Source organism: Micromonospora inaquosa (assembly GCF_003857055.1).
Lineage (GTDB): Bacteria > Actinomycetota > Actinomycetes > Mycobacteriales > Micromonosporaceae > Micromonospora > Micromonospora inaquosa.
Map to the genome: position 1 here is coordinate 1 of NZ_QGSZ01000367.1, position 23,073 is coordinate 23,073.

The 23,073-nt window shown below is 71.9% G+C and carries 24 protein-coding genes and 1 pseudogene; 14 read left to right on the forward strand and 11 right to left on the reverse strand.

The window, feature by feature from the left end:
* The 4 genes and pseudogenes from DLJ59_RS33315 to DLJ59_RS33330 all read left to right on the forward strand — a co-directional run.
* Positions 1-335 (forward strand): annotated as a pseudogene (locus tag DLJ59_RS33315) (ATPase); the annotation flags it as partial.
* Positions 332-739, forward strand: coding sequence for a roadblock/LC7 domain-containing protein (locus DLJ59_RS33320; RefSeq protein WP_007465177.1), 408 nt, complete (start codon positions 332-334; stop codon positions 737-739). The pseudogene DLJ59_RS33315 and the gene DLJ59_RS33320, both read left to right, overlap by 4 nt.
* 89 nt (positions 740-828) lie before the next feature.
* Positions 829-1,194: a DUF742 domain-containing protein gene (locus DLJ59_RS33325; RefSeq protein WP_124778091.1), complete on the forward strand. Its 366-nt coding sequence runs from the start codon at positions 829-831 to the stop codon at positions 1,192-1,194.
* Positions 1,175-1,798 carry a GTP-binding protein gene (locus tag DLJ59_RS33330; protein ID WP_124778092.1) on the forward strand — a complete coding sequence of 208 codons (624 nt, stop codon included), beginning with the start codon at positions 1,175-1,177 and terminating at the stop codon, positions 1,796-1,798. The genes DLJ59_RS33325 and DLJ59_RS33330 overlap by 20 nt, the downstream gene beginning before the upstream one ends.
* A gap of 44 nt (positions 1,799-1,842) precedes the next feature.
* Here DLJ59_RS33330 and DLJ59_RS33335 read toward each other — a convergent pair whose 3' ends face one another.
* From DLJ59_RS33335 to DLJ59_RS33360, 6 genes are all read right to left on the reverse strand, one after another.
* A complete protein-coding gene (locus tag DLJ59_RS33335; RefSeq protein WP_091402337.1) occupies positions 1,843-2,931 on the reverse strand; it encodes a uroporphyrinogen-III synthase in 1,089 nt (362 codons plus the stop codon).
* Positions 2,931-3,278 carry a nitrite reductase small subunit NirD gene (gene nirD / locus DLJ59_RS33340; RefSeq protein WP_124778093.1) on the reverse strand — a complete coding sequence of 116 codons (348 nt, stop codon included), beginning with the start codon at positions 3,276-3,278 and terminating at the stop codon, positions 2,931-2,933. The genes DLJ59_RS33335 and nirD overlap by 1 nt, the downstream gene beginning before the upstream one ends.
* Entirely contained in the window at positions 3,275-5,812 is a 2,538-nt protein-coding gene (gene nirB, locus DLJ59_RS33345; RefSeq protein ID WP_124778094.1) for a nitrite reductase large subunit NirB, read from the reverse strand. The genes nirD and nirB overlap by 4 nt, the downstream gene beginning before the upstream one ends.
* Positions 5,809-7,248 carry an FAD-dependent oxidoreductase gene (locus DLJ59_RS33350; RefSeq protein ID WP_124778095.1) on the reverse strand — a complete coding sequence of 480 codons (1,440 nt, stop codon included), beginning with the start codon at positions 7,246-7,248 and terminating at the stop codon, positions 5,809-5,811. The genes nirB and DLJ59_RS33350 overlap by 4 nt, the downstream gene beginning before the upstream one ends.
* Entirely contained in the window at positions 7,245-9,377 is a 2,133-nt protein-coding gene (locus DLJ59_RS33355; RefSeq protein WP_124778096.1) for a molybdopterin oxidoreductase family protein, read from the reverse strand. The genes DLJ59_RS33350 and DLJ59_RS33355 overlap by 4 nt, the downstream gene beginning before the upstream one ends.
* Before the next feature lie 153 nt (positions 9,378-9,530).
* On the reverse strand, positions 9,531-9,755 hold the full coding sequence (locus tag DLJ59_RS33360; RefSeq protein ID WP_124778109.1) for a hypothetical protein: 225 nt from the start codon (positions 9,753-9,755) through the stop codon (positions 9,531-9,533).
* A gap of 498 nt (positions 9,756-10,253) precedes the next feature.
* Between DLJ59_RS33360 and DLJ59_RS33365 the strand changes: the two genes are divergently transcribed.
* From DLJ59_RS33365 to glmM, 9 genes are all read left to right on the forward strand, one after another.
* A complete protein-coding gene (locus tag DLJ59_RS33365) occupies positions 10,254-11,021 on the forward strand; it encodes a helix-turn-helix domain-containing protein (RefSeq protein WP_124778097.1) in 768 nt (255 codons plus the stop codon).
* The gene (locus DLJ59_RS33370) at positions 11,012-11,212 is read left to right on the forward strand and encodes a DUF397 domain-containing protein (protein WP_124778098.1); all 201 of its coding nucleotides are present in this window, start codon (positions 11,012-11,014) and stop codon (positions 11,210-11,212) included. Before DLJ59_RS33365 ends, DLJ59_RS33370 begins: the two co-directional genes overlap by 10 nt.
* Positions 11,213-11,333: 121 nt before the next feature.
* Positions 11,334-12,029, forward strand: coding sequence for a class I SAM-dependent methyltransferase (locus tag DLJ59_RS33375; RefSeq protein WP_124778099.1), 696 nt, complete (start codon positions 11,334-11,336; stop codon positions 12,027-12,029).
* Positions 12,030-12,119: 90 nt separating this feature from the next.
* Positions 12,120-12,377, forward strand: a complete 258-nt coding sequence (locus tag DLJ59_RS33380) for a DUF6364 family protein (protein ID WP_030329990.1) — start codon at positions 12,120-12,122, stop codon at positions 12,375-12,377.
* The gene (locus DLJ59_RS33385) at positions 12,367-12,660 is read left to right on the forward strand and encodes a hypothetical protein (protein WP_124778100.1); all 294 of its coding nucleotides are present in this window, start codon (positions 12,367-12,369) and stop codon (positions 12,658-12,660) included. Before DLJ59_RS33380 ends, DLJ59_RS33385 begins: the two co-directional genes overlap by 11 nt.
* A gap of 160 nt (positions 12,661-12,820) precedes the next feature.
* Entirely contained in the window at positions 12,821-14,203 is a 1,383-nt protein-coding gene (locus DLJ59_RS33390; protein ID WP_124778101.1) for a nitrate/nitrite transporter, read from the forward strand.
* A gap of 209 nt (positions 14,204-14,412) precedes the next feature.
* Entirely contained in the window at positions 14,413-14,856 is a 444-nt protein-coding gene (gene rplM, locus DLJ59_RS33395; RefSeq protein ID WP_053653864.1) for a 50S ribosomal protein L13, read from the forward strand.
* A gap of 20 nt (positions 14,857-14,876) precedes the next feature.
* Positions 14,877-15,368: a 30S ribosomal protein S9 gene (gene rpsI, locus DLJ59_RS33400; RefSeq protein WP_124778102.1), complete on the forward strand. Its 492-nt coding sequence runs from the start codon at positions 14,877-14,879 to the stop codon at positions 15,366-15,368.
* Positions 15,369-15,487: 119 nt separating this feature from the next.
* On the forward strand, positions 15,488-16,843 hold the full coding sequence (glmM, locus tag DLJ59_RS33405) for a phosphoglucosamine mutase (protein WP_124778103.1): 1,356 nt from the start codon (positions 15,488-15,490) through the stop codon (positions 16,841-16,843).
* A gap of 19 nt (positions 16,844-16,862) precedes the next feature.
* On the opposite strand, the gene DLJ59_RS33410 is transcribed toward glmM, so the two are convergent.
* The 3 genes from DLJ59_RS33410 to DLJ59_RS33420 are packed head-to-tail and all read right to left on the reverse strand — an operon-like array spanning position 16,863 to position 20,439.
* On the reverse strand, positions 16,863-17,609 hold the full coding sequence (locus DLJ59_RS33410) for an ABC transporter ATP-binding protein (protein ID WP_124778104.1): 747 nt from the start codon (positions 17,607-17,609) through the stop codon (positions 16,863-16,865).
* A gap of 5 nt (positions 17,610-17,614) precedes the next feature.
* Positions 17,615-20,155 carry an ABC transporter permease gene (locus tag DLJ59_RS33415; RefSeq protein ID WP_124778105.1) on the reverse strand — a complete coding sequence of 847 codons (2,541 nt, stop codon included), beginning with the start codon at positions 20,153-20,155 and terminating at the stop codon, positions 17,615-17,617.
* Positions 20,152-20,439, reverse strand: coding sequence for a hypothetical protein (locus DLJ59_RS33420; RefSeq protein WP_124778106.1), 288 nt, complete (start codon positions 20,437-20,439; stop codon positions 20,152-20,154). The genes DLJ59_RS33415 and DLJ59_RS33420 overlap by 4 nt, the downstream gene beginning before the upstream one ends.
* Before the next feature lie 73 nt (positions 20,440-20,512).
* Here DLJ59_RS33420 and DLJ59_RS33425 point away from each other — a divergent pair, with 73 nt between their 5' ends.
* Positions 20,513-21,145 carry a PadR family transcriptional regulator gene (locus tag DLJ59_RS33425; RefSeq protein WP_124778107.1) on the forward strand — a complete coding sequence of 211 codons (633 nt, stop codon included), beginning with the start codon at positions 20,513-20,515 and terminating at the stop codon, positions 21,143-21,145.
* Here DLJ59_RS33425 and DLJ59_RS33430 read toward each other — a convergent pair.
* Positions 21,111-22,268, reverse strand: coding sequence for a pyridoxal phosphate-dependent aminotransferase (locus DLJ59_RS33430; protein ID WP_244236368.1), 1,158 nt, complete (start codon positions 22,266-22,268; stop codon positions 21,111-21,113). The two genes, DLJ59_RS33425 and DLJ59_RS33430, sit on opposite strands and share 35 nt — an antisense overlap.
* An 89-nt stretch (positions 22,269-22,357) precedes the next feature.
* Positions 22,358-23,073 (reverse strand): MmpS family transport accessory protein (locus tag DLJ59_RS33435; protein WP_244236367.1); only part of this gene is annotated, 716 nt, incomplete at its 5' end.

The window sequence follows — 23,073 nt, forward strand, 5'->3', positions numbered from 1 at the left end:
CCCCGACCCCGACTCCGGCCCCGGCTGGCCGGACGGCTCCGCCCGCGCCCGCCGCCGACCCGGGGGCCTGGCGTACGGCGGCGGACGAAGGCTGGTCCCGGGCCAGCAGGGCTGCCGAGCCGGCCCCCGCCGGAACCACCCGCTCCGGGTTGCCCAAGCGGGTGCCGCAGGCACAGCTCGTGCCGGGTGGCATCGAACAGAAGAGCGGCCGGGACCGCAGCCGGCGGACCCCGGATGAAGTACGTGGTCTGCTGTCGGCCTACCACCGCGGCGTGCAGCGCGGTCGGACGGCCGGAACGGACCTGAACAGCACCTCGACCAAGGAGAGCCGATGAACAGGCCAGCTGCCATGCAGGACATGGGTTGGCTGCTCACCAACTTCGCCGACAGCGTGGCGGGCATCGCCCACGTGGTGGCGGTGTCCGCCGACGGGCTGCTGCTCGCGTCCTCCCGGGACCTGCCAGGGGACCGGGCGGACCAGCTCGCCGCGATCACCTCCGGTGTGGTGAGCCTGACCGAGGGCGCGGCCCGGATGTTCAGCGCGGGCGGGGTGTTGCAGACAGTCATCGAGATGGACAGCGGGTATCTCTTCCTGATGTCGATCAGCGATGGGTCTTCGATGGCCGTGCTGGCCGCGCGCAGCTGCGACGTGGGTCAGGTCGGCTACGAGATGGCGCTGCTGGTCGAGCGGGTGGGCGCCGCTCTGGTGCCGCTGCCGCGCGACGCGGTGCGCTCTTAGCACCGGAAGGCGGCGCTCATACCGAGTGCCGGACCAGGGACGAGGGGCGGCGCAGGCCGGCTCCGCAGAGGGCGAGGAGGTGACCGGGGATGGACCAACGACGCGCTGACCCGCGCGGCGCACTGGTGCGTCCGTACGCGGTCACCCGCGGTCGTACCGAGCCCCGGCAGGACATCGCCCTTGAGGCAGTCCTCACCGCCTCTCTCACCCAGGTCGCCGAGTCCCGGTTCGCCGGGCATGACAAGCACCGCATCGCCACGGTCTGTGAGGGCCGAGCACAGTCGCTGGCGGAGATCGCCGCGTACACCCGGATGCCGCTGGGCGTCGCCCGGGTGTTGGTCGCCGACATGGTGGCCGAGAGCCTGCTGACGTTACACACTGCTGCTCCCGCCGAGGGGTTCGAGGAGCGGATGGAACTGCTTGGAAGGGTGCTAAGTGGACTTCGCAGGCTATGACCCCGCAGGGGGGCGGCCGGGCCGGGGAATCGTATCCGCGAAGATCGTCGTCGCGGGCGGCTTCGGCGTCGGTAAGACGACACTGGTCGGGGCGATCTCCGAGATCACACCGCTGACCACCGAGGCGTTGATGACCGCGGCGGGCGTCGGCATCGACGATCCGTCCAAGGTGCCGGGCAAGGAGACCACAACGGTCGCCATGGACTTCGGCCGTATCACCATGGCCCAGGACCTGATCCTGTACCTCTTCGGTACACCGGGTCAGACCCGGTTCTGGTTCATGTGGGACGAGATCATCCGGGGGGCGGTGGGTGCCGCCGTGCTGGTGGACACCCGCCGGATCACCGACGCCTTCGCCCCGCTGGACTACTTCGAGAACCGCAACCTGCCGTACGTGGTGGCGCTGAACAAGTTCGACGGCGCTCCCCAGTACGAGGCGGAGGAGGTCCGCGAAGCGCTGGCCATCTCGCCGCAGGTGCCGCTGGTGCTGACCGACGCCCGGCAGCGGGACTCGGTCAAGCAGGTGCTGGTGACGGTGGTCGAGCACGCCATGCTCCGGCTCCAGTCGGAGCACGGGCGGGGCTTCCCGACGCCGGTCGGCTGAACCATCGCGTCACGGCCGGCGCAGGACGGCCGGCCGTGACGCGTTCAGTCGACCCGCAACCGGTAGCCGCGCTTCACCACGGTCTGCACCACGCGGGGGGCGCGCAAGCCGGCCCGCAGGCGGGCGACGGCCATCTCCACGGCGTGCTCGTCCGCGCCCCGGGGCAGGGTCCGCAGCAACGCCGTGCGGGACAGCACCCGGCCCGGTGACTGGGCCAGCGCCCGCAGCACCGCCATCGGCGCGGGCGCGAGTGGCCGCAGCTCGCCGTCGATCACCGCGGCGTGCCCGCGCAACGTGAGCAGGTGCCCGCCGGCCTTGAACGTCACGGTCCGGCGGGGCAGCTCGTCGACGATGGTCCGCACCAACGCGCCCAGTCGGGCCCGACCGGGCGCGCTCACCGGCACCCCGCGCCGCAGCAGCGGCTCGGCGGTCACCGCGCCGACGCAACTGGCCAGCACATCACTGCGCAACGCGGACAGCACCGCGTCGGTGCGGTCACCGGCGGCCCGCAGCAACGCCTCGGCCGCCGGCGCCGAGGTGAACGTCACCGCGTCCACCAGCCGGCCGGCGATCAGGTCGATCAACCGGTGCAGCGGTGCCGGGTCGGTCGGCGGTGCCCAGCGGTAGACCGGCACCTCGATGACCGTGGCACCCGCCGCCTCCAGCGCGAGCGTGCACTCGGGTTGCCGCTCGCCGTGCAGCTGCATGGCGATCACCTGCCCGGCGACGCCGCGCCGGCGCAGGTGGTCGACCACCTCGTCGCAGCTCTCCGACGCCGGCGACCACTGGTCGTGCAGACCGGCCGCCCGGATCGCGCCGCGTGCCTTCGGGCCGCGCGCCACCACGTACGAGCTGGCCAGCACTGAGCGCAGCGGCTCGGCCAGCCCCCAACCCTCGGCCGCCTCCAGCCAGCCGCGCATACCGATGCCGGTGTTGGCCATCAGGATGTCCGGCGGCTGGTCGAGGCAGGCGCGGGTCGCCTCGCGCAGCTCGGTGTCGTCGGACAGCGGCACGATCCGCAACGCCGGGGCGAGCACCACCCGGGCGCCCCGGCGTTCGAGCAGCGCGGCCAACTCGTCGCGCCGCCGGTCGGCGGTCACCCCGATGGTGAAGCCCGCCAGTTCTTCGCGCATCAACCCTCCTGTCGCAGCCGCACCTCGACCAGCCCGTTGCGGCAACGCACGTCGTGTCGGGCCACAGCCACCCCGGGCAGGTCGAGGCAGTGCCCGCTGCGCAGGTCGTACACCTGCTTGTGCAGCGGTGAGGCGACCGTCGGCACTCCGCCGCGGCTGCCGACGATGCCCCGCGACAGCACGTACGCCCCGGAGACCGGATCGCGGTTGTCGATCGCGAACAGTCCGTCGGCGGTCCGGAAGAGGGCGATCTGTGCCCCGTCGACCAGTGCGGCGACGCCCCGATCCGGTTCCAACCGGTCGACGAGGCAGACGGTGGTCCAGGTCAGGGTGAGGGTCTGGGTCATCGCCGTACCTCCGGTAGGCCGAGGGTGACCGGTTGCCGACGGTGACCGTTGGTCGGCTCGGATCCGGTCGGGGGATGGTCGCGTACGGGTACCGGCTGGCCGCGTTCCCGGGTGAAGGTGATCGACGGGTCCGGTACGTCTGGTGCGTTGACGAAGGAGGTGTAGCGGCGCAGCCGATCCGGGTCGTTCAGCACGTCACGCCACTCGTCGGAGTACGACGACACGTGCCGGGCCATCGCCTCATCGAGGTCGGCGCAGAGCCCCAGCGAGTCGTCCACGATCACCGAGCGCAGGTGGTCGAGACCGCCGTCCATCGCCTCGATCCAGCCGGCGGTGCGTTGCAGCCGGTCGGCGGTGCGGATGTAGTAGATGAGGAATCTGTCGATCAGCGTGATCAACGCGTCCGTGGACAGGTCGGTGGCGAACAGGTCGGCGTGTCGGGGCCGGAAGCCGCCGTTGCCGCCGACGTAGAGATTCCAGCCGGTCTCGGTGGCGATGATGCCGAAGTCCTTGCTGCGCGCCTCCGCGCATTCCCGGGCGCAACCGGAGACCGCCGACTTGAGCTTGTGCGGCGCGCGCAGCCCGCGATAGCGCAGCTCCAGTGCGACGGCCAGCCCCACCGAGTCCTGCACCCCGTACCGGCACCACGTCTCGCCGACGCACGACTTCACAGTGCGCAGCGCCTTGCCGTACGCGTGACCGGACTCGAAGCCGGCGTCCACCAGCCGCCGCCAGATCTGCGGCAACTGCTCCACCCGCGCCCCGAACAGGTCGATCCGCTGCCCACCGGTGATCTTCGTGTAGAGCTGGAAGTCCCGGGCGACCTCGCCGATCACGATCAGCTTCTCCGGGGTGATCTCGCCGCCGGGGATCCGGGGCACCACCGAGTAGCTGCCGTCGCGTTGCAGGTTGGCCAGGAAGTGGTCGTTGGTGTCCTGCAACGACGCCTGCTCACCGTCGAGCACGTGCCCGCTGCCCAACGAGGCGAGGATCGAGGCCACCACCGGTTTGCAGATGTCGCAGCCACGGCCCCGACCGTGCTCGGCGACCAGCCGGGAGAAGGTGCGGATGCCGCGTACCCGGACGATCTCGAACAGCTCCCGTCGGCTGACGTCGAAGTGCTCGCAGAGCGCGCTGGACTGCACCACCCCCGCCGCGTCCAGGAGCTGCTTGAGCATCGGCACGCAGGAACCGCAACTGGTGCCGGCCCGGGTGCACGCCTTCACCGCCGCGACGTCCGCGCAACCGCCGGCGATGGCGGCGTCCACGTCGCCCCGGGTCACCGCGTTGCAGGAGCAGACCTGCGCGGCGGCGGGCAGCGCCCCGGCGTCCGCCCCGCCCCCGTCGGGAGCGAGCAGCGCCAGCGGCGCGGCCGGCAACGGCCCGCCCACGCTGGCGCGCAGCGTCGGGTACGCGCTGGCGTCGCCGACCAGCACCCCGCCGAGCAGGGTGTGCGCGTCATCGGAGAGGACCAGCTTCGCGTAGACCCGGGTGGCCGGGTCGGTGAACGTGACGTCCAGGCAGCCCTCGGTCGTGCCGTGGGCGTCGCCGAACGAGGCCACGTCCACGCCGAGCAGCTTGAGTTTGGTGGCGGTGTCCGCCCCCGGGAAGGTCGCCGCGCCGCCGACCAGCCGATCGGCCACCACCTCGGCCGTCGCGTAGCCCGGCGCGACCAGACCGTGGCAGGTGCCGTCGACCGCCGCGCACTCTCCGACGGCCCAGATCCGCTCGTCGCCGGTGCGGCAGGTCGCGTCGACCAGCACCCCGCCGCGCGGGCCCAGCGGCAGACCGGCGTCCCGGGCCAACTGGTCCCGGGGTCGGATGCCGGCGGCCACCACCACCAGTTCGGCGTCGATGGTGCTGCCGTCGGAGAGTTCCAGGGCCGCGACGCGGCCGTCCGCGCCGGGACGGATCGCTGTGGTCGCCACCCCCAGATGGGTCCGTACGCCCAGATCGTCGACGTAGCGGCGGAGCATCGCGCCGCCGGCCTGGTCCACCTGCACCGGCATCAACCGGGGCGCGAACTCGACCACGTCGGTGCTCAGGCCGAGCAGTCGCAGGGCGTTCGCGGCCTCCAGGCCGAGCAGCCCGCCACCGATCACCGCACCGACCCGCCGCCCCCGCGCGTACGCCCGGATCGCCGCCAGATCGTCCAGGGTCCGGTAGACGAAGACCCCGGGCAGCTCGGCGCCGGCCACCGGCGGCACGAACGGGTACGACCCGGTGGCCAGCACCAGCGCGTCGTAGCGATACTCGCCGACGGCGGTCGTCACCACCTGTCGGTCCCGGTCGATGGCGGTGGCCGGCTCACCGAGTCGCAGCCGCACCCCGTCGTGCGGTGTGTGCAGGTTGAGTTCGCTCTCACTCACCCCGTCGAAGTACGCCGAGAGCCGCACCCGGTCGTACGCCGGGCGCCCCTCCTCAGCCAGCACTGTCACCCGCCAGCTGCCCTGTGGGTCACGGGCCCGCAGCGCGTCCACGAACCGCTGCCCGACCATGCCGTTGCCGATGACGATCAGATCGCCGCCGCTCATCGCGTCACCTCCACCGATTCCGCCTGGCTCAGCCAGTCGACGATGCCGCTCACCGCGTCCCGGCATCCGCCGCATCCGGTGCCGGCCCGGGTCGCGGCCACCACCGCATCGACAGTCCGGGCGCCGGAGCGCCAGCTTCTGACCAGTGCGCCCTTGCTCACCGTGTTGCACTGGCAGACCGTGGCCGCGTCCGGCATCAGCGCCGGTGAGGCGGCCGGGGTCGCGCCGACAGTGCCGAGCGCCCGGCCCAGCAGCAGCGCCCGCCGGTCGGTCGGCACCGGCTGACCACGATCGAAGAGTTGGATCACCGTGCCGACCGCCGGGTTGTCGCCGAGCAGGATCGCGCCGATCAGCCGCTCGTCCCGGATCCGCAACCGGGCGTACGTGCCCCGGGTCGGGTCGGCGAAGGTCAGCTCCTCGCCGGGGCCGGCACTGGCCGCGTCCCCCATCGAGGCCAGGTCGATCCCGGCCGCCTTCAGCCGGGTCACCACCGGCCGGGGCCGGTACCGGGCCAGTGGGTCCGTCCCGCTGAGCACGTCCGCGAGCACCTGGGCCTGGGCCCAGGCGGGCGCGACCAGCCCGGTGAGCATGCCGTCGTGTTCGGCGCAGTCGCCGATCGCCGAGATGGACCGGTCGCTGGTGCGCAGCCGGTCGTCCACCACCACGCCGCGCCGCACCGTCAGGCCGGCGGTCTGCGCGAGGGCGGTGTCCGGTCGTACGCCGCAGGAGAGCACCAGCAGGTCGGCGCGCAACGATCGGCCGTCGGCCAGGTCGAGGCGGACGCCGCTGGCGTCCACTGTCACGCCGGTCGCCGACACCCCCAGTTGGACGGTGACGCCGAAACCGGCGAGCGTGCCGGCGAGCACCGCGCCGGCCGCCGGGTCCAGTTGCCGTTCCATCAGGTGTTCTCTCGGGTGCACGACGGTGGTGGCCAAACCTCGGATGGCCAGCCCCCGGGCGGCCTCCAGACCGAGCAACCCGCCGCCGAGCACCAGCGCGCTGCAGGCGCCGTCCGCCGCGGCGAGGATCCGCCGACAGTCGTCCAGGGTCCGGAAGGGGACCACCCGATCCGGCAGGTTCGCCGGGTCGAGGCCGGGCAGCGGAGGCACCACCGCGCGGGCGCCGGTGGCCAGCACCAGGTGGTCGTATCCGATTCGTTCGCCGTCGTCGGTGCGGACCTCCCGGGCGGACCGGTCGACGGCGGTCACCGGTACGCCGCTGCGCAGGTCGACGCCGTGCCCGGCGGCTTCGGTCAGCTCCACGTCCGGTTCGTCGATCCGGCCGGCCAGCAGCGTGGAGAGCAGGATCCGGTTGTACGCGCGATGCGGCTCGGCCCCGAGCACTGTGACCTTCCGGTCGCCCTCCCGGGCGTGCAGCTCACCGGCGAGGCGCGCGCCCGCCATGCCGTTGCCGACGATGACCACCCGGGCGGTCATGCCTTCTCCACCCGGACGGCGCAGATCTTGAACTCGGGCATCCCGGAGATCGGGTCGACGGCGTCGTTGGTCACCGAGTTGGCGCGTCCCGCCCCCGCGTAGTGGAACGGGGCGAACACGGTGTCGGGTCGGATCCCGGCGCTGAGCCGGGCCGGAGCGCGGAACTCACCTCGGCGCGACGTGACCCGCACCGGGTCGCCGTCGTCGATGCCCAGCCGGGCGGCCAGGTCGGGGTGCAGTTCGACGAACGCCTCCGGGGCGGCACGCCGCAGCGCGGCCACCCGCCGGGTCTGGGTGCCCGACTGGTACTGGGCCAGCACCCGGCCGGTGGTGAAGTGCAGCGGATACGTGGCGCAGACCGGCTCGGCGGCCGGCCGGTGGTCGACGGGGTGGAAGCGGGCCCGGCCGTCCGGGGTGGCGAACCGGTCGACGAAGAGCCGTGGCGTGTCCGGCCCGTCCTCGGTCGGGCAGGGCCAGTACACGCCGTCGTCGGCGTCGATCCGGTCCCAGCTGATGCCGGCGTAGTCGGCGGCCCCACCGGCGGAGGCGCGGCGCAGCTCGGCGAAGACGGTGGCCGGGGCGACCGGGAACCGGGCCGCCGCTTCGGTGGCCGTGGTGTCGTCGCCTGCCAGCCGCGTCGCCAGGTCGGCGATGATGGCCAGGTCGGTCCGGACATCCGGCGGGGGTGGGCGGAGCGCACGCCGACGCAGCACCCGACCCTCCAGGTTGGTCATGGTGCCGTCCTCCTCGGCCCACTGCGCGGTGGGGAGCACCACGTCCGCCAACGCGGCCGTCTCGGAGAGCAGCAGGTCGGCGACGACCAGCAGGTCGAGGTCGCGCAGCCGGCTCTCGATCCGGGCCGCCCGGGGTGCCGAGACGACCGGGTTCGACCCGAACACCAGCAACGCGCGCGGGCCACCGGGGGTGCCGAGCGAGTCGAGCAGTTGGTAGGCGGGCACCCCCGGGCCGGGCAGTTCGTCGGCCGGCACGCCCCAGACCCCGGCCACGTGTTCCCGGGCCGCCGGGTCGTCGATCCGCCGGTAGCCGGGGAGCTGGTCGGCTTTCTGCCCGTGCTCCCGGCCGCCCTGGCCGTTGCCCTGGCCGGTGAGGCAGCCGTACCCCGAACCGTCCCGGCCGGGCAGACCGAGGGCGAGGGCGAGATTGACGTACGCGGTGACGGTGTCCACCCCCTTGGCGTGCTGCTCGGCGCCCCGCGCGGTCAGGATGACCACCCGGCCGCCGGTGCCCAGCGCGCGGGCGGTCGCCTCCAGGTCGGCCACCGGCACCCCGGAGAGCTGCTCCGCGCGGGCCGGCCACCAGGCGGCGACAGTGCGGCGGACCGCGTCGAATCCGGTGGTGCGGTCGGCCACGTACGCCCGGTCGACCCAACCCTCGGTGAGGGCGATGTGCAGCAGCGCGTTGGCCACCGCGAGGTCGGTACCCGGCAGTGGTTGCAGGTGCAGGTCGGCCTGGCGGGCGGTGGCGGTGACCCGGGGGTCGACGACGATGAGTCGGCCGCCGTTGCCGCGCTGCTCGGTGAGCCAACGCACCAGCGGCGGCATGGTCTCCGCCGGGTTCGCCCCGACCAGCAGCAGCGTGTCGGCCCGGCCCAGGTCGGAGAGCGGGAACGGCAGCCCACGGTCGATGCCGAAGGCCCGCATCCCGGCGGCTGCCGCCGAGGACATGCAGAATCGCCCGTTGTAGTCGATGTGTCGGGTGCGCAGCCCGATCCGGGCGAACTTCCCCAACGCGTACGCCTTCTCGTTCGTCAGGCCACCGCCGCCGAAGACGGCGACCGCGTCCCGGCCGGCGTCGACCTGGACGGCACGGATGCCGGCGACCACCCGGTCGAGCGCGGCGTCCCAGCTTGCCGGGCGCAGTGTGCCGGTGGCCGGGTCTCGCACCAGCGGGGTGGTCAGTCGCTCCGGGTGGTCGAGCAGTTCGGCGGCGGTCCAACCCTTCTGGCAGAGGCCGCCCCGGTTGGTGGGGAACTGGCGCGGGTGGACCGTCACACCGGCGTCGCCCTCGCGCAGCGTCATCCCGCACTGCAGTGCGCAGTACGGGCAGTGCGTCGCCACTTCCCGGGGTGTCAGCCCCGGTGGAGTTGCCGACCGTGCACCGTCTGTCATGTCGGGAAAGCGTGCCGTCGGGCGGTTTCCGGTCCGGGTCCCTTCTGTTTCGGTCCTGTCAAGTGGGGCTCACACCGCACAGGGGCAGCGCGCGTGACGGGTGGTCGACGACTGTCACCGGGCGCATCGGCTGGTGCGGGCGAGGACGTCTGGTCATCCGACCCGCACCGGACCGCGCTTGACGGGCGTGCGGGTGGTTGAGCGACGCGTCGCCGGGGCGGGCGGTTCCGCCCAGATCAGGCCCGCGGGCATCACGAACAGGGACCGGCGTGCGACCGCGTCGCCATTCGCGGCCAGCTCGTAACCGTCGATCCACAGCCACCCGTCGTACGTCGGCCAGTCAAGTACGCGAATCACGCGGACGAAGATCGGACGCATGAACTGCACACTCGCGGCGCGGGTCAGGTGCAGGACCTCACCCGCGCGTGGCGTCCGCGCCGACCCGCTCGTGCGTTCACCCCCGCGTAGGCGGGGATGCGATCGAGCCGGTCCACCGGCCACCGTGGAACGACGACCCCCGGCACCCAGGGCACGCGCGGCGGCGGTGCCGGTCATCGGCCTCGGCTCGGGCTTCGGTTCGGGTTTCCGATCGGGCGGCTCGTCCGGCACGGTGCTCTCCCCTGGTCGTCATTCTGGGAAGGGGCCGCCCTTCGGTGCTCGCCGGTGGAGATCTTGGACAGTTTCCGTCACGTGCGAACGGAAACTGTCCAAGATCTCCACCGGCGGGGCGAGGGCGGCCCCGGTACGAACGCGTCCGCCGAGTCTCAAGTCCTACCGGCCGCGCCATCTGCCGGCTACATTGCCGAGAGCACTGGGATCAGTACACGACGTAGTTCTATTCCCCGGGACGTTCAGGACGTTCATCGTGGAGGCAGGGTGAATCATGCACTTCAGACGGCCATGGCCGAGGCTGGCGAGACAGCCGAAAGCCTGGCAGCTCAGACGGGGGTAGATCCGAAAACGGCAGCGCGGTGGATAAGCCCGGGACGCGTGCCGCAGCCCCGTCGGCGCGCGAAGCTGGCCGCGCTCCTCGGGAGGGACGTTGGGGACCTCTGGCCGGATGTCCTCAAACGACGTGAGCCGCAATGGCTGCGCGAGTGGGTCGACTGGGAACGCGAGGCCCTCGCGATTCGCTGGTTCGAGCACGCGTGGGTGCCCGGTCTCTTGCAAACCGAGGCGTATGCGCGGGCGACATTGACGGGCGAAGCGTTGACGATGGCCGAAGTTGACGATGTGGTCGCCTCCCGCATCGACCGGCAGGCCATCCTCCGCCGTGAACGCCCGCCCCTGCTGATCGCAGTCGTGCACGAACTTGTCCTGTACCAGTCGGCATACGGCGACCGATCGCTGATGCGCGAGCAGGTTGCCCACCTCGCCGCGTGCGCGGTTCTGCCCTCTGTGCAGGTGCTCGTGGTGCCGCAGGACGTCGGGATGTACCCGGGCCTTGGTGGGGGCTTCATCGTGGCCGAGTTGCCCGACGGTGAGCAGGTCGCACATATTGACAGTCAGGTGCGCGCGCAGATCGTGAATGGGACTCCGGACGTTGTTACGCTGAATCGCAGATGGGAACGCATCAGGAGCGAAGCCCTTTCCCGTCAACAGTCCCTCGACCTGATCAGGAAAGCAGCGGGATCATGGACTTGACCGGCGCACAGTGGCGTAAGAGCACGAAGAGCGGAAACAACGGGGGCTCGTGTGTCGAGGTTGCTGACAACCTCCCTGGCGTTGTCCTCGTCCGCGACACCAAGGACCGCGACGGCGGGACGCTGACCTTCGAGCCGGCGGCCTGGGCCGGCTTCGTCGACCTGGCGAAGGCGATCGGCCCCCTCGGCTAACCAGCGCAGCACGTACGGCCCCCGGTTCTCGCCGGGGGCCTTTCGCATGTGCGGGGTCGGCGACGCTGACTCAGCAACGCCTATAATGTGGGAAATCTGTCTCAAATTATGGGAGGCTGCGATGGGCGTGACGGACGTCTTCGACGCGGTGGCCGGCACGTACGACGAGGCGCGCAGGCGGCTGGTGCCGTGCTTCGACGCCTTCTACGGCACCGCCGTCCAGGTGGCCGCGCCGCCACTGCGCGCCGCGCTCGCCGCCGGGCGTACCCCGGAGGTGTTGGATCTGGGCGCGGGCACCGGCCTGCTCTCGTTGTTGCTGGCCGCGGCGGTGCCCGGAGTCCGGCTGACCCTGGTGGACGGAGCGCCGGCGATGCTCGACCGGGCCGCCGACCAGTTGAACGCGCGGTCCGTGGCACACCGCACGGTCCGGGCCGACCTGGCCGACGAGCTGCCGCCCGGCCGGTACGACGCGGTGGTCAGCGCCCTGGCGATCCACCACCTGGACGACGACGGCAAGCGCGCGCTCTACCGGCGGGCCGCCGCCGCGCTGGCACCGGGCGGGGTGTTCGTCAACGCCGAGCAGGTCGCCGGCCCGACCCCGGAACTGGACCGGCGCTACGACGAGGTGTGGCTGGAGCGGATCACCGAGCTGGGTGCGTCGCCCGACGAGATCGCGGCCTCCCGGGAGCGGATGCGCCACGACCGCCCGGCGGCAGTGGCTGACCAGTGCCGGTGGCTGGCCGAGGCGGGCCTGGTCGACGTCGACTGCTACTTCAAGGAGTGGCGCTTCGCGGTGTTCGGCGGCCGGGCCGGGTAAGCCCCGGCGGAATGTACGTTTCGTCGCTCGGGGGTGAGCCGGTGAGCACGGGGATGACTGTTGGTCACACCGCTGGGTAATCTGCTCGGCATGACTGCCAAGGTGACTCTCTCGTTCACGGACGAGACGATCGAGGAGGCGCGGCGGTTCGCCAAGCGCGAGGGGCTCTCGCTCTCCGCGTGGATGGACCAGGCCGCCCGGGAGAAGGCGCTGCGCGAGGTCTTCACCGCGCACGCCGCCGCCGTGGGCCGCGCCAGCCTGGATCTGGAGTCCGCCGCCCTCGCCGACGCCCGCGAGGTGGGCATGGTCAACGACCTGTTCTCCGACGGACGGCCGCGTGCTGCGTAGGGGTGAGATCTGGCGCATCGAGGGCGCCCGGGAACGCCTCGGCCTCGTGATCAGCTCGGACGTCTACAACTCCACCGACGTGCCCATCGTGATCGTGGTCGAGGTGGTCGAGGAGTCCCTCCTGCGGGACTCGCCGCTCGCCGTGTCGATGGGCCGGTACGTGGTGATGCCCGATCGGATCTCCTCGCCCATGAAGAAGTGGTTCACCGGGTGCGTGGACGTCGCCGACACCGACACCATGCTCCGGGTCGGCCGCGCGCTGCGCATTCTCCAGCAGCTCTGACCACTGCCGCAGCTCTGCCCGAACAGCCCGGGTGGTGTGCTCACCATCGCCGCCGGCCCGTGGTGCGGTCCCCGTTTCCGGCCTGACCCGCGACGGGCACTGCCAGGTAACCGGGCGTTCCTAGCGTTTCCCCTCGTCACATCGACGAGGAGGAGCCGCCGTGAGCACGCTCACCAGCACCGCAGTCACCGCCGAGCCGCCTGCCGTCACCGGTCGCCGGCAACCGCTGCACGACTGGCGCCCCGAGGACCCGGACTTCTGGCAGGCCACCGGCGCGCCGATCGCCCGGCGCAACCTCTGGGTCTCGATCTTCGCGGAGCACGTCGGCTTCTCGGTGTGGAGTCTGTGGTCGGTCACCGTGCTCTTCCTCGGCCCCGCGTACGGCATCGACCCGGCCGGGAAGTTCCTGCTCACCGCCGTGCCGGCCGCACTGGGCGCGGTGCTGCGGCTGCCGTACACGCTGGCGGTGGCCCGCTTCGGCGGACGACGCTGGACGACAATCAGCGCGCTGCTGTTGCTGGTGCCCGCGGTGCCGATGACGGTGCTGCTGGAACCGGGGGTGTCGTACTCCACCCTGATGGTGCTCGCCTGCCTCACCGGGGTCGGCGGCGGCAACTTCGCCTCCTCGATGGCGAACATCAACCTGTTCTACCCGCAGCGACTCAAGGGGCGGGCGCTCGGGCTCAACGCCGGCGGCGGCAACCTGGGCGTACCCGCCGTGCAGCTGGTCGGCCTGGCGGTCCTCGCCACCGCGGGCGCCGCGTACCCCCGGTTGGTGCCGGCGGTCTACCTGCCGCTGATCGTGTTGGCCGCGCTGGCGGCGGCCCGCTGGTTGGACACCGTGCCCGGGGCCCGCAACGAGCCGGGCGCGTTGCGGGAGGCGGCCCGCGACCCGCACACCTGGGTGATGTCGCTGCTCTACATCGGCACCTTCGGCTCGTTCATCGGCTTCGGTTTCGCCTTCGGTCAGGTGCTCCAGCTTCAGTTCGCCGAGCGGTTCCCCACCCCGGTCGACGCCGCCTGGCTGACCTTCCTGGGCCCGCTGGTGGGCTCGCTGATCCGGCCGCTGGGCGGGCACCTCGCCGACCGGTTGGGCGGTGCCCGGGTGACCTTCTGGAACTTCGTGGCGATGGCGGTCGGCGCCAGCACCGTGCTGTACGCCGCCCGGGAGCGTTCGTTCGGGCTCTACCTGGCCGGGTTCCTCGCCCTCTTCGTCTTCTCCGGCATCGGCAACGGCTCCACCTACAAGATGATCCCGGCGATCTTCCGGGCCCGGGCGGCGGACGCGGTGGCGAACGGTCAGCGTGATCCGGAGGCGGCCGCGCGGTGGGCGCGGCGGATGACCGGCGCGTTGATCGGCATCGCGGGTGCGATCGGCGCCTTCGGTGGCGTGCTGGTCAACATCGCGTTCCGCCAGTCGTTCCTCAGCTCGGGCAACGCCGACGCCGCCTACCTGGCCTTCATCGGCTGGTACGCGTTGTGCTTCGCGGCCACCTGGGTCGTCTACCGCCGTCCGCGGGCCGGACGGCTGGTCAACGTGTGAGCTGAGACACCCTTGGCGCGTCGCCGCGCGAGACCGCACCCCCGTTTTGACCTGCGGACGGGGCGCCGGGTATCGTTGCCTGCTGTTGTACGACATCCAGAGGCGTGCCCCATCAGGTACGCTTGGTCGTTCGTGCGCGCTGGTCCGGCCTGCAAGATCTGGTCACCTCGGCGCGCGACCCCAGACCGACGACGAGACAAGGTAGACCTGTGCGTACGTACAGCCCGAAGCCGGGTGAGATCGAGCGTCAGTGGCACGTCATCGACGCCTCTGATGTCGTGCTGGGCCGCCTGGCCACCCACGCCGCCACGTTGCTGCGTGGTAAGCACAAGCCGACTTTCGCGCCGCACGTCGACACGGGCGACTTTGTCGTCATCGTGAACGCGGGCAAGGTTGCGTTGACCGGCAACAAGCGCCAGACCAAGGTCGCTTACCGCCACTCCGGTTACCCGGGTGGTCTGAAGCAGATCGGCTACGACGAGCTGCTGACCAAGCGTCCCGAGCGGGCCATCGAGCTGGCTGTGAAGGGGATGCTCCCGCACAACAAGCTCGGCCGTCAGCTGATCAAGAAGCTGAAGGTCTACGCCGGTGCCGAGCACCCGCACCTCGCGCAGCAGCCGGTGCCGTTCGAGATCAAGCAGATCGCGCAGTGAGCGCGGGCGAAGGAAGCAGCATGACCGACATCATCGAGACCGAGGTCGCCCCGGAAGCCCCTGAGGCCACCGAGGCCCCCGAGGTCACCGAGGCGCCCGCGCCCGTCGCCCGCGCGCCTCGCGGTGACCGGCCGATCCAGACCGTGGGCCGCCGCAAGGAGGCCATCGTCCGGGTCCGCCTCATCCCGGGCACCGGCAAGATCACCTGCAATGGCCAGGACCTTGAGGCGTACTTCCCGAGCAAGGTGCACCAGCAGCTCATCAAGGACCCGCTGGTCACCGCCGAGAAGCCCGAGCAGTTCGACGTCATCGCCAACCTGCGTGGCGGCGGCACCACCGGCCAGGCCGGTGCGCTTCGGCTGGGCATCGCCCGCGCGCTGATCGTCAACGAGCCGGACGACCGCCCGGCCCTGAAGAAGGCCGGCTTCCTCACCCGTGACGCCCGGGTCAAGGAGAGTAAGAAGTACGGCCTCAAGAAGGCCCGTAAGGCTCCCCAGTACTCGAAGCGCTGATCTTTCCCAGCGCGTTGTACTTCTGACGGACGGCCGATCCACCTCCCCCTCGCTGAGGGAGGCGGGTCGGCCGTTCCGCTTTCTCCTCACAGGCAGTGCTCATTCGGAGGTTGGCGGGTATGGGTCGGTTGTTCGGCACGGACGGCGTACGCGGGCGGGCAAACGCGGATCTCACCCCGGAGTTGGCGTTGGCGCTGGCGGTGGCCGCCGCCCACACACTCGCCGAGACGGACCGCAGCCATCCGCCGCTCGCCGTCGTCGGCCGGGACACCCGCGCCAGCGGCGAGATGCTGGAGGCCGCCGTGGTCGCCGGGCTGACCAGCGCCGGCGCCAACGTGGTGCGGGTCGGTGTGCTGCCCACCCCCGCGGTGGCGTTCCTCACCGCCGAGGCCAAGGCCGACCTGGGTGTGATGCTGTCCGCGTCACACAACCCGATGCCGGACAACGGCATCAAGCTCTTCGCCGCCGGCGGGCACAAGTTGCCCGACGAGATCGAGATGCGGATCGAGGCGGCCGTCGAGACGAACGCCACCACCGCCTGGGACCGGCCGACCGGTGCCGGCGTCGGCCGGGTGCACGACCTGCTCGATGGTGCCGACCACTACGTCCAGCACCTGGTGGGCACCGTTCCGCACCGGCTCGACGGGATCAAGGTCGTTGTCGACTGCGCCAACGGCGCCGCCGCCGAGGTCGCCCCCGTCGCCTACCGGGAGGCCGGCGCGGAGGTCATCGCCATCCACGCGGAGCCCGACGGCCTGAACATCAACGACGACTGTGGCTCCAACCACATCGAGGCGCTGCGCGCCGCCGTGGTCGAGCACGGCGCTCACCTGGGCATCGCCCACGACGGCGACGCCGACCGCTGCCTGGCGGTCACCGCCGACGGCGACGAGGTGGACGGCGACCAGGTCATGGCGATCCTCGCGCTGGCCATGCGGGACGCCGGCACGCTCACCCAGGACACCCTGGTGGCCACCGTGATGAGCAACCTCGGGCTGCGCCTCGCGATGTCCGCGCAGGGCATCCGCCTGATCGAGACCAAGGTCGGTGACCGGTACGTCCTGGAGGAGCTGCGCGCCTCCGGGCTGGCGCTCGGCGGTGAGCAGAGCGGCCACATCGTGATGCCCGCGCACGCCACCACCGGCGACGGGGTGCTCACCGGCCTGCACCTGATGGCTCGGATGGCGGCCACCGGCCAGTCCCTCGCCGAGTTGGCCTCGGTGGTCACCAAGCTGCCCCAGGTGCTGATCAACGTGCCGGTCGGCGACCGGACCGTCGGCGCCGCCGCACCAGCCGTCCGCGCCGAGGTCGAGCGGGCCGAGGCGGAGCTGGGGGAGACCGGCCGGGTGCTGCTGCGCCCGTCGGGCACCGAACCGCTGGTCCGGGTGATGGTCGAGGCGGCCACCGAGGCGACCGCCCGTGAGGTCGCCGAGCGGATCGCCGAACTGGTCCGCACCGCGAGCCCGGTCGCCTGAGACCACCTCCGGGCGGGCTTCACCACCGCAGTTGGGTCGCCCGCCCGTACGTGTCGGCGGGGTCCTCGCCGTCGGTGAGGTCGAGGTCCTCGGTGACGCGTCCGTCGGTCAGTCGGACCAGTCGGTCGCAGCGGGCAGCGATGGCCTGTTCGTGGGTGGCCAGCAGGATGGTCATGCCGTGCCGTTCCCGGAGGTCGAGCAGCAGGTCGAGGATCTGCCCGCCGGTGGTGGAGTCGAGGTTGCCGGTGGGCTCGTCGGCCAGCAGCAGGCCCGGCGCCCCCATCAGGGCGCGGGCGATGGCGACCCGTTGCTGCTGGCCACCGGAGAGCTGCGCGGGCAGGGCTCGCTCCCGCCCGGTCAGGCCGACCGCGTCGAGCAGTTCGCGGGCTCGTGCCGTGTGATCGGTCCGGCCCCGGCGGGGGAGGACCGGCGCGATCACGTTGTCCAGCACGGTGAGTGCGGGCAGCAGGTGGTAGCGCTGGAACACGAACCCGACCCGTTGCCGGTAACGGGCCAGCGCGGCCCGACGCAGATCGCTGACCACCACGTCGTCGACGTTCACAGTGCCCCCGTCGGGCTGCTCGATCGCGCCGATGAGGTGCAGCAGCGTCGACTTACCCGACCCGCTCGGCCCGGTCAACGCCACCACCGAGCCGGCCGCGATGGTCACTGACACATCGTCGACCGCAGTCAGCTGGTCCGCCCCGGTGCCGAATCGCCGTGTCAGGTGGTGGACCGAGATCGCGCTGCCGATCTGCTCGCTCATGACTGCTACTCCTCTGCCAGAAGTCGGGCGGGTCGTAGGCGCGGCAACAGGGCGGCGGGCACCAGCGCGGCGACGGCGCTGAGCAACGCGCCCGCCAGCGCGACCAGCACAGCCACCAGGAGCAGCGCCCCGGGAAGAGCGCCGATCAGCCAACCCGCGCTGGCCAGGCCGACCGCCGCGCCGGTCGTCGACCCGACGAGCCCCAGCGTCAGCCCCTCGTAGCCGACGAGCCGGCCGAGTTCGACGTCGGTCCAGCCGATCGCCCGCAGGGTGGCCAGCTCGGCGGCCCGGTCGCGGATGTTCAGGTAGAGCACGTCCGCCACCGCGGCGGCACCGAGCAGCACGGTGGCCGCAGCGGCCACGGTGTCCGCGCCGCGCACGCTCAGCGAGACCACGTCGCCGAGCACACTGCCGACGATCGCGCCCCGGAACGCCCACGCGGCGGCGGTGACCAGCGTCAGCGCGGCCACCCCGATCGCCAGCGCCCCGGCGCCGAGGAACGTGCGCCCCGGAGTGCGGGCCAGATTCACCAGCGCCAACCCGAAGAGGGTCCGTGGCCGGCGTACCCAGCCGGCGGGAGCGACGATCGGGCGGAGGGCGGCGGCCGGGTGGGTGCGCGCGGCCCGCAACGCCGGCACCAGGCCCGCAGCCACCGCGAGCAGCAGAGCGATGGGTACGGCCAGGGCCGACCGCCGCCAGTCGACGTCGATGCCGAGCGCGATTCCCAGCGGAATCGCGAGGGCCAGCGAGAGCAGACCGGCGATGAGCCCGAGCAGGGCGACCTCGCCCAGGATCAGCGCCGCGATGCGGCGGACCGTCCAACCGAGACAGGAGAGCACCGCCAGTTCGGAGCGCCGGTCCCGGACAGCGGCGCTTACCGCGTTGCCGAGGAAGAGGACGCAGACCACCAGGACCAGCACGAAGAGCACAATGCTCTTGCGGTCCACCGCCTGGGTGATGACCGAGGCCACGCCGAGAGCCGACCAGTTCTCGGTCAGCCGCAGCATGGGTCGGCCGAACGAGCCGGCGGGCAGCTCCACGGTCTGCGGTGCGGCCGATGAGCCGAGGGTGATGTCGACGTCCAGCCCGGTGCGTGCCGCGATCTGCTCGGCGATCAGTCGGACCCGCTCGGCCGATCGCTCGCTGTAGCCGCCCACGTCGGCCACCCGTACCCGGATCGCGCTGATCGGGGCCTTGGCCTGTGGCCCGCCGCCACCCTCCAGGAGTTTCGGCACGCTGCCGAGGTTGGTGAGGAGCAGCGGCGGCGCCGAGAGGTAGCCGGCGGGATTGCCGCTGGGTGCCAGCGGCTGACCGCCCAGCGCGGCCCGGCTGCGGTCGTCGGCGCCCTCTGCCGTCGGCGCCTGGTAGGTCTCCAGCGGCAGTTGGCCGAGGTCACTGAACCCGGCCAGCCGGCCCGGATCGAAGACGCCGACGGCCCGCCAGAAGCGATTGGGGGTGCTCGCGTCAGTGGGTAGCGGCAGCGCCCGGATCGATCGGGAACCGGTGTCGTCGGCGAGCCAGGGTCGGGGCAGCGGGTTGAACGTCTCCATCCTGCCGTACACCTCGGGGTCGCCGGGCGGTTGCTGGCGGGCCCGCAGGCTGCCGTCGGGTAGTCGGTCGTACTGCACCTCGGCCGACTGCACGACTGTCTGAAGTTGGCCGTAGCAGCACCCGGCCGGGGAAAGCTCCTCGGTGAGCATCGCCTGATGCCCGGCGGTGAGGTCGTACCGACCGGACCCGGCGGGAGTTCCCCCAGGGCGGCTCAACGTCTTCTCCAGGTCGATCGCCTCCACCCCTGCGGGGCTGATCGCGAGCCGGGTGAACCTCGCCGCCAGCGACTCGTCGATGAAGGGTCGGTTGGTGACGAGGACCGGGACCTCGTGGTAATCCGCTGCGCCCCGGCGGTCGACGGCGACCGTGTCGTCAGTGCGGACGGCTCGACCGGCGACCACGGCATCGTCGAGTCCGACGAGTTGTTCCTCGGCGGCCGGGTCCACAGCGGCCAGGAGGAACGGCACGGTCAGGTCGTACGCCATCACCAGCCGGTCGCTGGGTGCCGAGGAGCCGTCCCGGTCGGTAGCGAGGACGGATGAGTCGGCTTGGAACCGGCCGTCGGGCAGCAGGTGGACGGCGTGCAGGGACCAGTCCTCGCGCTCAGAGTAGGTGCCCGGGTTGCCCAGCAGCGCGTATCTCGGATCGCAGATGGGAAGGCTGCGCCCGTCCGGCTGCACCTCGCGTGGGGCCGGCCCGCAGGTGTCCGACGCGGGGTAGGACCGTCCATCGGAGTACGGCACGGCGTCACTGTCGAATCCCCGTTCGATCCGGGGGTAGATCAACGGCTTCGTGGTCACGTACACGTACCGGGGTTTGCCCGGTGCGCTGGAGAGACCGCGTTCGGCGTGGAAGGTCGGGTCGAGCCGGATGACCTGCTGGTCCAGCGAGCGGTCGACGGCCTGGGTCAGGTCGATCGGCGTTGGTAGCAGGGTGGTGGAATAGCCGAGCATCGCGATCGGGGCCGCCACCTCGATGCCGGGGACCTGCTTCACCTGCTCGTACTGCTGGGTGGTGATGCCGCCGAAGAGCCCGGAGAGATAGTTGGGGCGGACCAGCCGCGCTCGGCCTCCAGCGGCGTGCGGGTCCCTTTCGGACGGACCAGGATCTCGTAGGCGACCTGGGTGTTGCGCTCGACGGTGCCGGTGACATCCAGGCGAGAGGTGGTGGTGGCGCCAGTCAGAACCACGAAGCCGGTGGTGGCCACCAGCACGCCGGCTGACAACGCCACCGACCGCCCCGCACGGCCGCGCAGCTGCCTCCAGATGAAGCCGAGCATCGCGCCTCCCCGTGTGCTGTCTCCCACTCTGCGCGATACATTGTGACAATGCAAGACCCGTACCGGAGGTGACATGGCGATCCAGCACGCTGTCCTCGCCCTGCTCGCTGGTGGCCCCAGCCACGGCTACCAGCTCAAGGGCGCGTTCGAGGCCGCCGTCGGCCCACAGTGGGGGCCGCTGAACATCGGTCACCTCTACCAGATCCTCGACCGGCTCTCCCGGGACGAGTTGGTCGTCGCCGAACGGCAGCCGCAGCCGATCAAGCCGGATCGGGTGGTCTACGAGATCACCCCGGCCGGTCGCGCGGAGTTGGCCCGCTGGCTGACCGAACCGAGTCCGCGCAGCGGCGGATTCCGGGACGACTTCTTCCTCAAGGTCACCGCCGCCGCCCGGTCAGGCTCCGCGGCCACGGTCCGCGCGGTGCTGAGCAACCAGCGTGGGCACCTGCTGCGCGAGCTGCGCAACCTCGACGGCCTGCGGCGGGCCGCCGAGGACCCGGTGGTCGGGTTGCTGCTCACCGCGGCCAGCCGGCACGTGACAGCGGACCTGTCGTTCGTGGACGACGCCGAGGCGGTGCTGCTCGGCGACGAAGGCCAACTGCTCACCCGACTCGCGACGTCGGCGGCAGATCAGCCGGCGACCGACCCGGGATCGACCGACGCTGAGCGGGTCAGCGGCTCGGGCCCAGAGCGTGCAGCCGGGTGACCGCCTCGGCCAGCACCTCCGGGCGCTTGCAGAAGGCGAACCGGACCAGCCGCCGACCGGCGTCGGTGTCGTCGTAGAAGACCTGGGTGGGCACCGCCACCACACCGCAGCGCGCCGGCAACGACCGGCAGAACTCCACCCCGTCCCGGCCGCCCAAGGCGGTGATGTCGGCGGTGACGAAGTACGTCCCCTCCGAGCCGAGCACCTCGAACCCGGCGTCGGTGAGACCACCGACGAGCTGGTCACGCCGCTGCTGGAGGCTGTCCCGGAAACCGGTGTAGTAGTCGTCCGGCAGGCCCAGCGCCACCGCGACCGCCGGTTGCAGCGGCGCGGCGTTGACGTAGGTGAGGAACTGCTTCACCCGCAGCACCGCCGAGACCAGCGCCGCCGGGCCGCTCGCCCAGCCGACCTTCCACCCCGTGCAGGAGAACGTCTTGCCGGCCGACGAGATGCGCAGCGTCCGCTCCCACATCCCCGGCAGGCTGGCCAGCGGCACGTGCGGGCTCGACGCGTCGGTGAAAACCAGGTGCTCGTACACCTCGTCGGTGACCGCGTACGCGTCGAACTCCTGGCACAACTCGGCGACCTGCGCCAACTCGGCCGGGCTGAAGACCTTGCCGGTCGGATTGTGCGGTGAGTTCAGCAGCACCAGCCGGGTACGCGGGCCGAACGCCGCCCGCAGCGCCGCCGGGTCGAAGGCGTACCGGCCGTCGGCCGTGGGACGCAGCGTCACCGGCCGGCGGACCGCGCCGGCCAGTGCGATCGAGGCCGCGTACGAGTCGTAGTACGGCTCGAAGCAGACCACCTCGTCACCCGGCTCGCAGAGGGCGAGGATGCTCGCCGCGACCGCCTCGGTCGCGCCCGCCGTGATCACGATCTCGCCGTCCGGGTCGTACGCCAGGTCGTAGAACCGTCGCTGATGGGCTGCGACGGCCGCGCGCAGGGCGGGGATGCCCGGGCCGGGTGGGTACTGGTTCTGTCCGCTGCGCAGCGCCTCGGCGGCGGCGGCCAGCATCTCTGGCGGGCCGTCGGTGTCGGGGAAGCCCTGCCCGAGGTTGACCGCGCCGGTGCGTACGGCGAGGGCGGACATCTCGGCGAAGATCGTCGTGCCGAACGGCCGCATCCGGGCCACCAGCGGGTCGACATCGGTGCTCGTCGTCACCTGCGCCAGCCTACGGCCACCCGCCCCAGGAACCCCAGTGCGCTCGGCCCTCAACCGGCCGCGCAGGTGGTCCGCCAATACCCCCGCCCCTTGTCGACGACGGGTCTGCCGGCGTCGGTGACCGTGACAGTGCAGTCGAGCGGCCCGTGGTAATCGATGTCGGGCCAGGTCGCCTCCACCATCACCCGGCTCTTGCCGTTGGTCCGGATGGTGGCCCGCCAGGGCAACTTCGCGTCGTCGACGTGCATGAGATCGCTCTCGGCGTCGAAGTACGCGATGTCCGCCGTACCCGTGCCGGTGACCTCGTAGACCACCGTCACGGGGGCCGGCCCGGACGTCGGCCGAGTGATCGGCTGTTTGGTCGGTGCCGGCGCAACGGTTGTCGGTTGGCCGTTGGGCTCCTCGGGGATCAGCGGCCCCATGGTCGGCCCGGCCCAGTCGTCGGGTGTGCGCCAGGGCTCCTCGGCGAACGGGTCCGAACTGCTCTCGTCGAGCAGCAGGCCGCCCGCGCAGAGGCAGCCGCAGACGGTCAGCACCAGCGCCACGAAGACGGCGATGGCGATCCCGACGGCACGGCCGGTCTGCATGGCCGGGCTGCCACCAGGCTGCGGATAGCCGGGGTACGCGTACGGCGGCGGGTAGCCGGGCGGCGGCGACCACCCGGCTGGCGGCGGCCCGTCGGCGGGCGTGGGCCAGGCCGATGTCGGCCCGGGAGACGTCGGGCCGAAGGCGTCGGGTGGGGGAGGCGTCCACGGCGAGTCGGGCG

What these genes read in the sequence shown, in the direction of transcription:
- DLJ59_RS33375 (WP_124778099.1), top strand. Translation starts at nt 11,334, where the DNA reads ATGGGCGTGACGGACGTCTTCGACGCGGTGGCCGGCACGTACGACGAG.
- DLJ59_RS33425 (WP_124778107.1), top strand. Translation starts at nt 20,513, where the DNA reads ATGGCGATCCAGCACGCTGTCCTCGCCCTGCTCGCTGGTGGCCCCAGC.
- DLJ59_RS33325 (WP_124778091.1), top strand. Translation starts at nt 829, where the DNA reads ATGGACCAACGACGCGCTGACCCGCGCGGCGCACTGGTGCGTCCGTAC.
- rpsI (WP_124778102.1), top strand. Translation starts at nt 14,877, where the DNA reads ATGACCGACATCATCGAGACCGAGGTCGCCCCGGAAGCCCCTGAGGCC.
- nirB (WP_124778094.1), bottom strand. Translation starts at nt 5,812, where the DNA reads ATGAGCGGCGGCGATCTGATCGTCATCGGCAACGGCATGGTCGGGCAG.
- DLJ59_RS33420 (WP_124778106.1), bottom strand. Translation starts at nt 20,439, where the DNA reads ATGCTCGGCTTCATCTGGAGGCAGCTGCGCGGCCGTGCGGGGCGGTCG.
- DLJ59_RS33360 (WP_124778109.1), bottom strand. Translation starts at nt 9,755, where the DNA reads ATGCGTCCGATCTTCGTCCGCGTGATTCGCGTACTTGACTGGCCGACG.
- glmM (WP_124778103.1), top strand. Translation starts at nt 15,488, where the DNA reads ATGGGTCGGTTGTTCGGCACGGACGGCGTACGCGGGCGGGCAAACGCG.
- DLJ59_RS33320 (WP_007465177.1), top strand. Translation starts at nt 332, where the DNA reads ATGAACAGGCCAGCTGCCATGCAGGACATGGGTTGGCTGCTCACCAAC.
- DLJ59_RS33410 (WP_124778104.1), bottom strand. Translation starts at nt 17,609, where the DNA reads ATGAGCGAGCAGATCGGCAGCGCGATCTCGGTCCACCACCTGACACGG.
- DLJ59_RS33370 (WP_124778098.1), top strand. Translation starts at nt 11,012, where the DNA reads ATGGACTTGACCGGCGCACAGTGGCGTAAGAGCACGAAGAGCGGAAAC.
- DLJ59_RS33430 (WP_244236368.1), bottom strand. Translation starts at nt 22,268, where the DNA reads ATGCGGCCGTTCGGCACGACGATCTTCGCCGAGATGTCCGCCCTCGCC.
- DLJ59_RS33335 (WP_091402337.1), bottom strand. Translation starts at nt 2,931, where the DNA reads ATGCGCGAAGAACTGGCGGGCTTCACCATCGGGGTGACCGCCGACCGG.
- DLJ59_RS33380 (WP_030329990.1), top strand. Translation starts at nt 12,120, where the DNA reads ATGACTGCCAAGGTGACTCTCTCGTTCACGGACGAGACGATCGAGGAG.
- nirD (WP_124778093.1), bottom strand. Translation starts at nt 3,278, where the DNA reads ATGACCCAGACCCTCACCCTGACCTGGACCACCGTCTGCCTCGTCGAC.
- DLJ59_RS33350 (WP_124778095.1), bottom strand. Translation starts at nt 7,248, where the DNA reads ATGACCGCCCGGGTGGTCATCGTCGGCAACGGCATGGCGGGCGCGCGC.
- DLJ59_RS33355 (WP_124778096.1), bottom strand. Translation starts at nt 9,377, where the DNA reads ATGACAGACGGTGCACGGTCGGCAACTCCACCGGGGCTGACACCCCGG.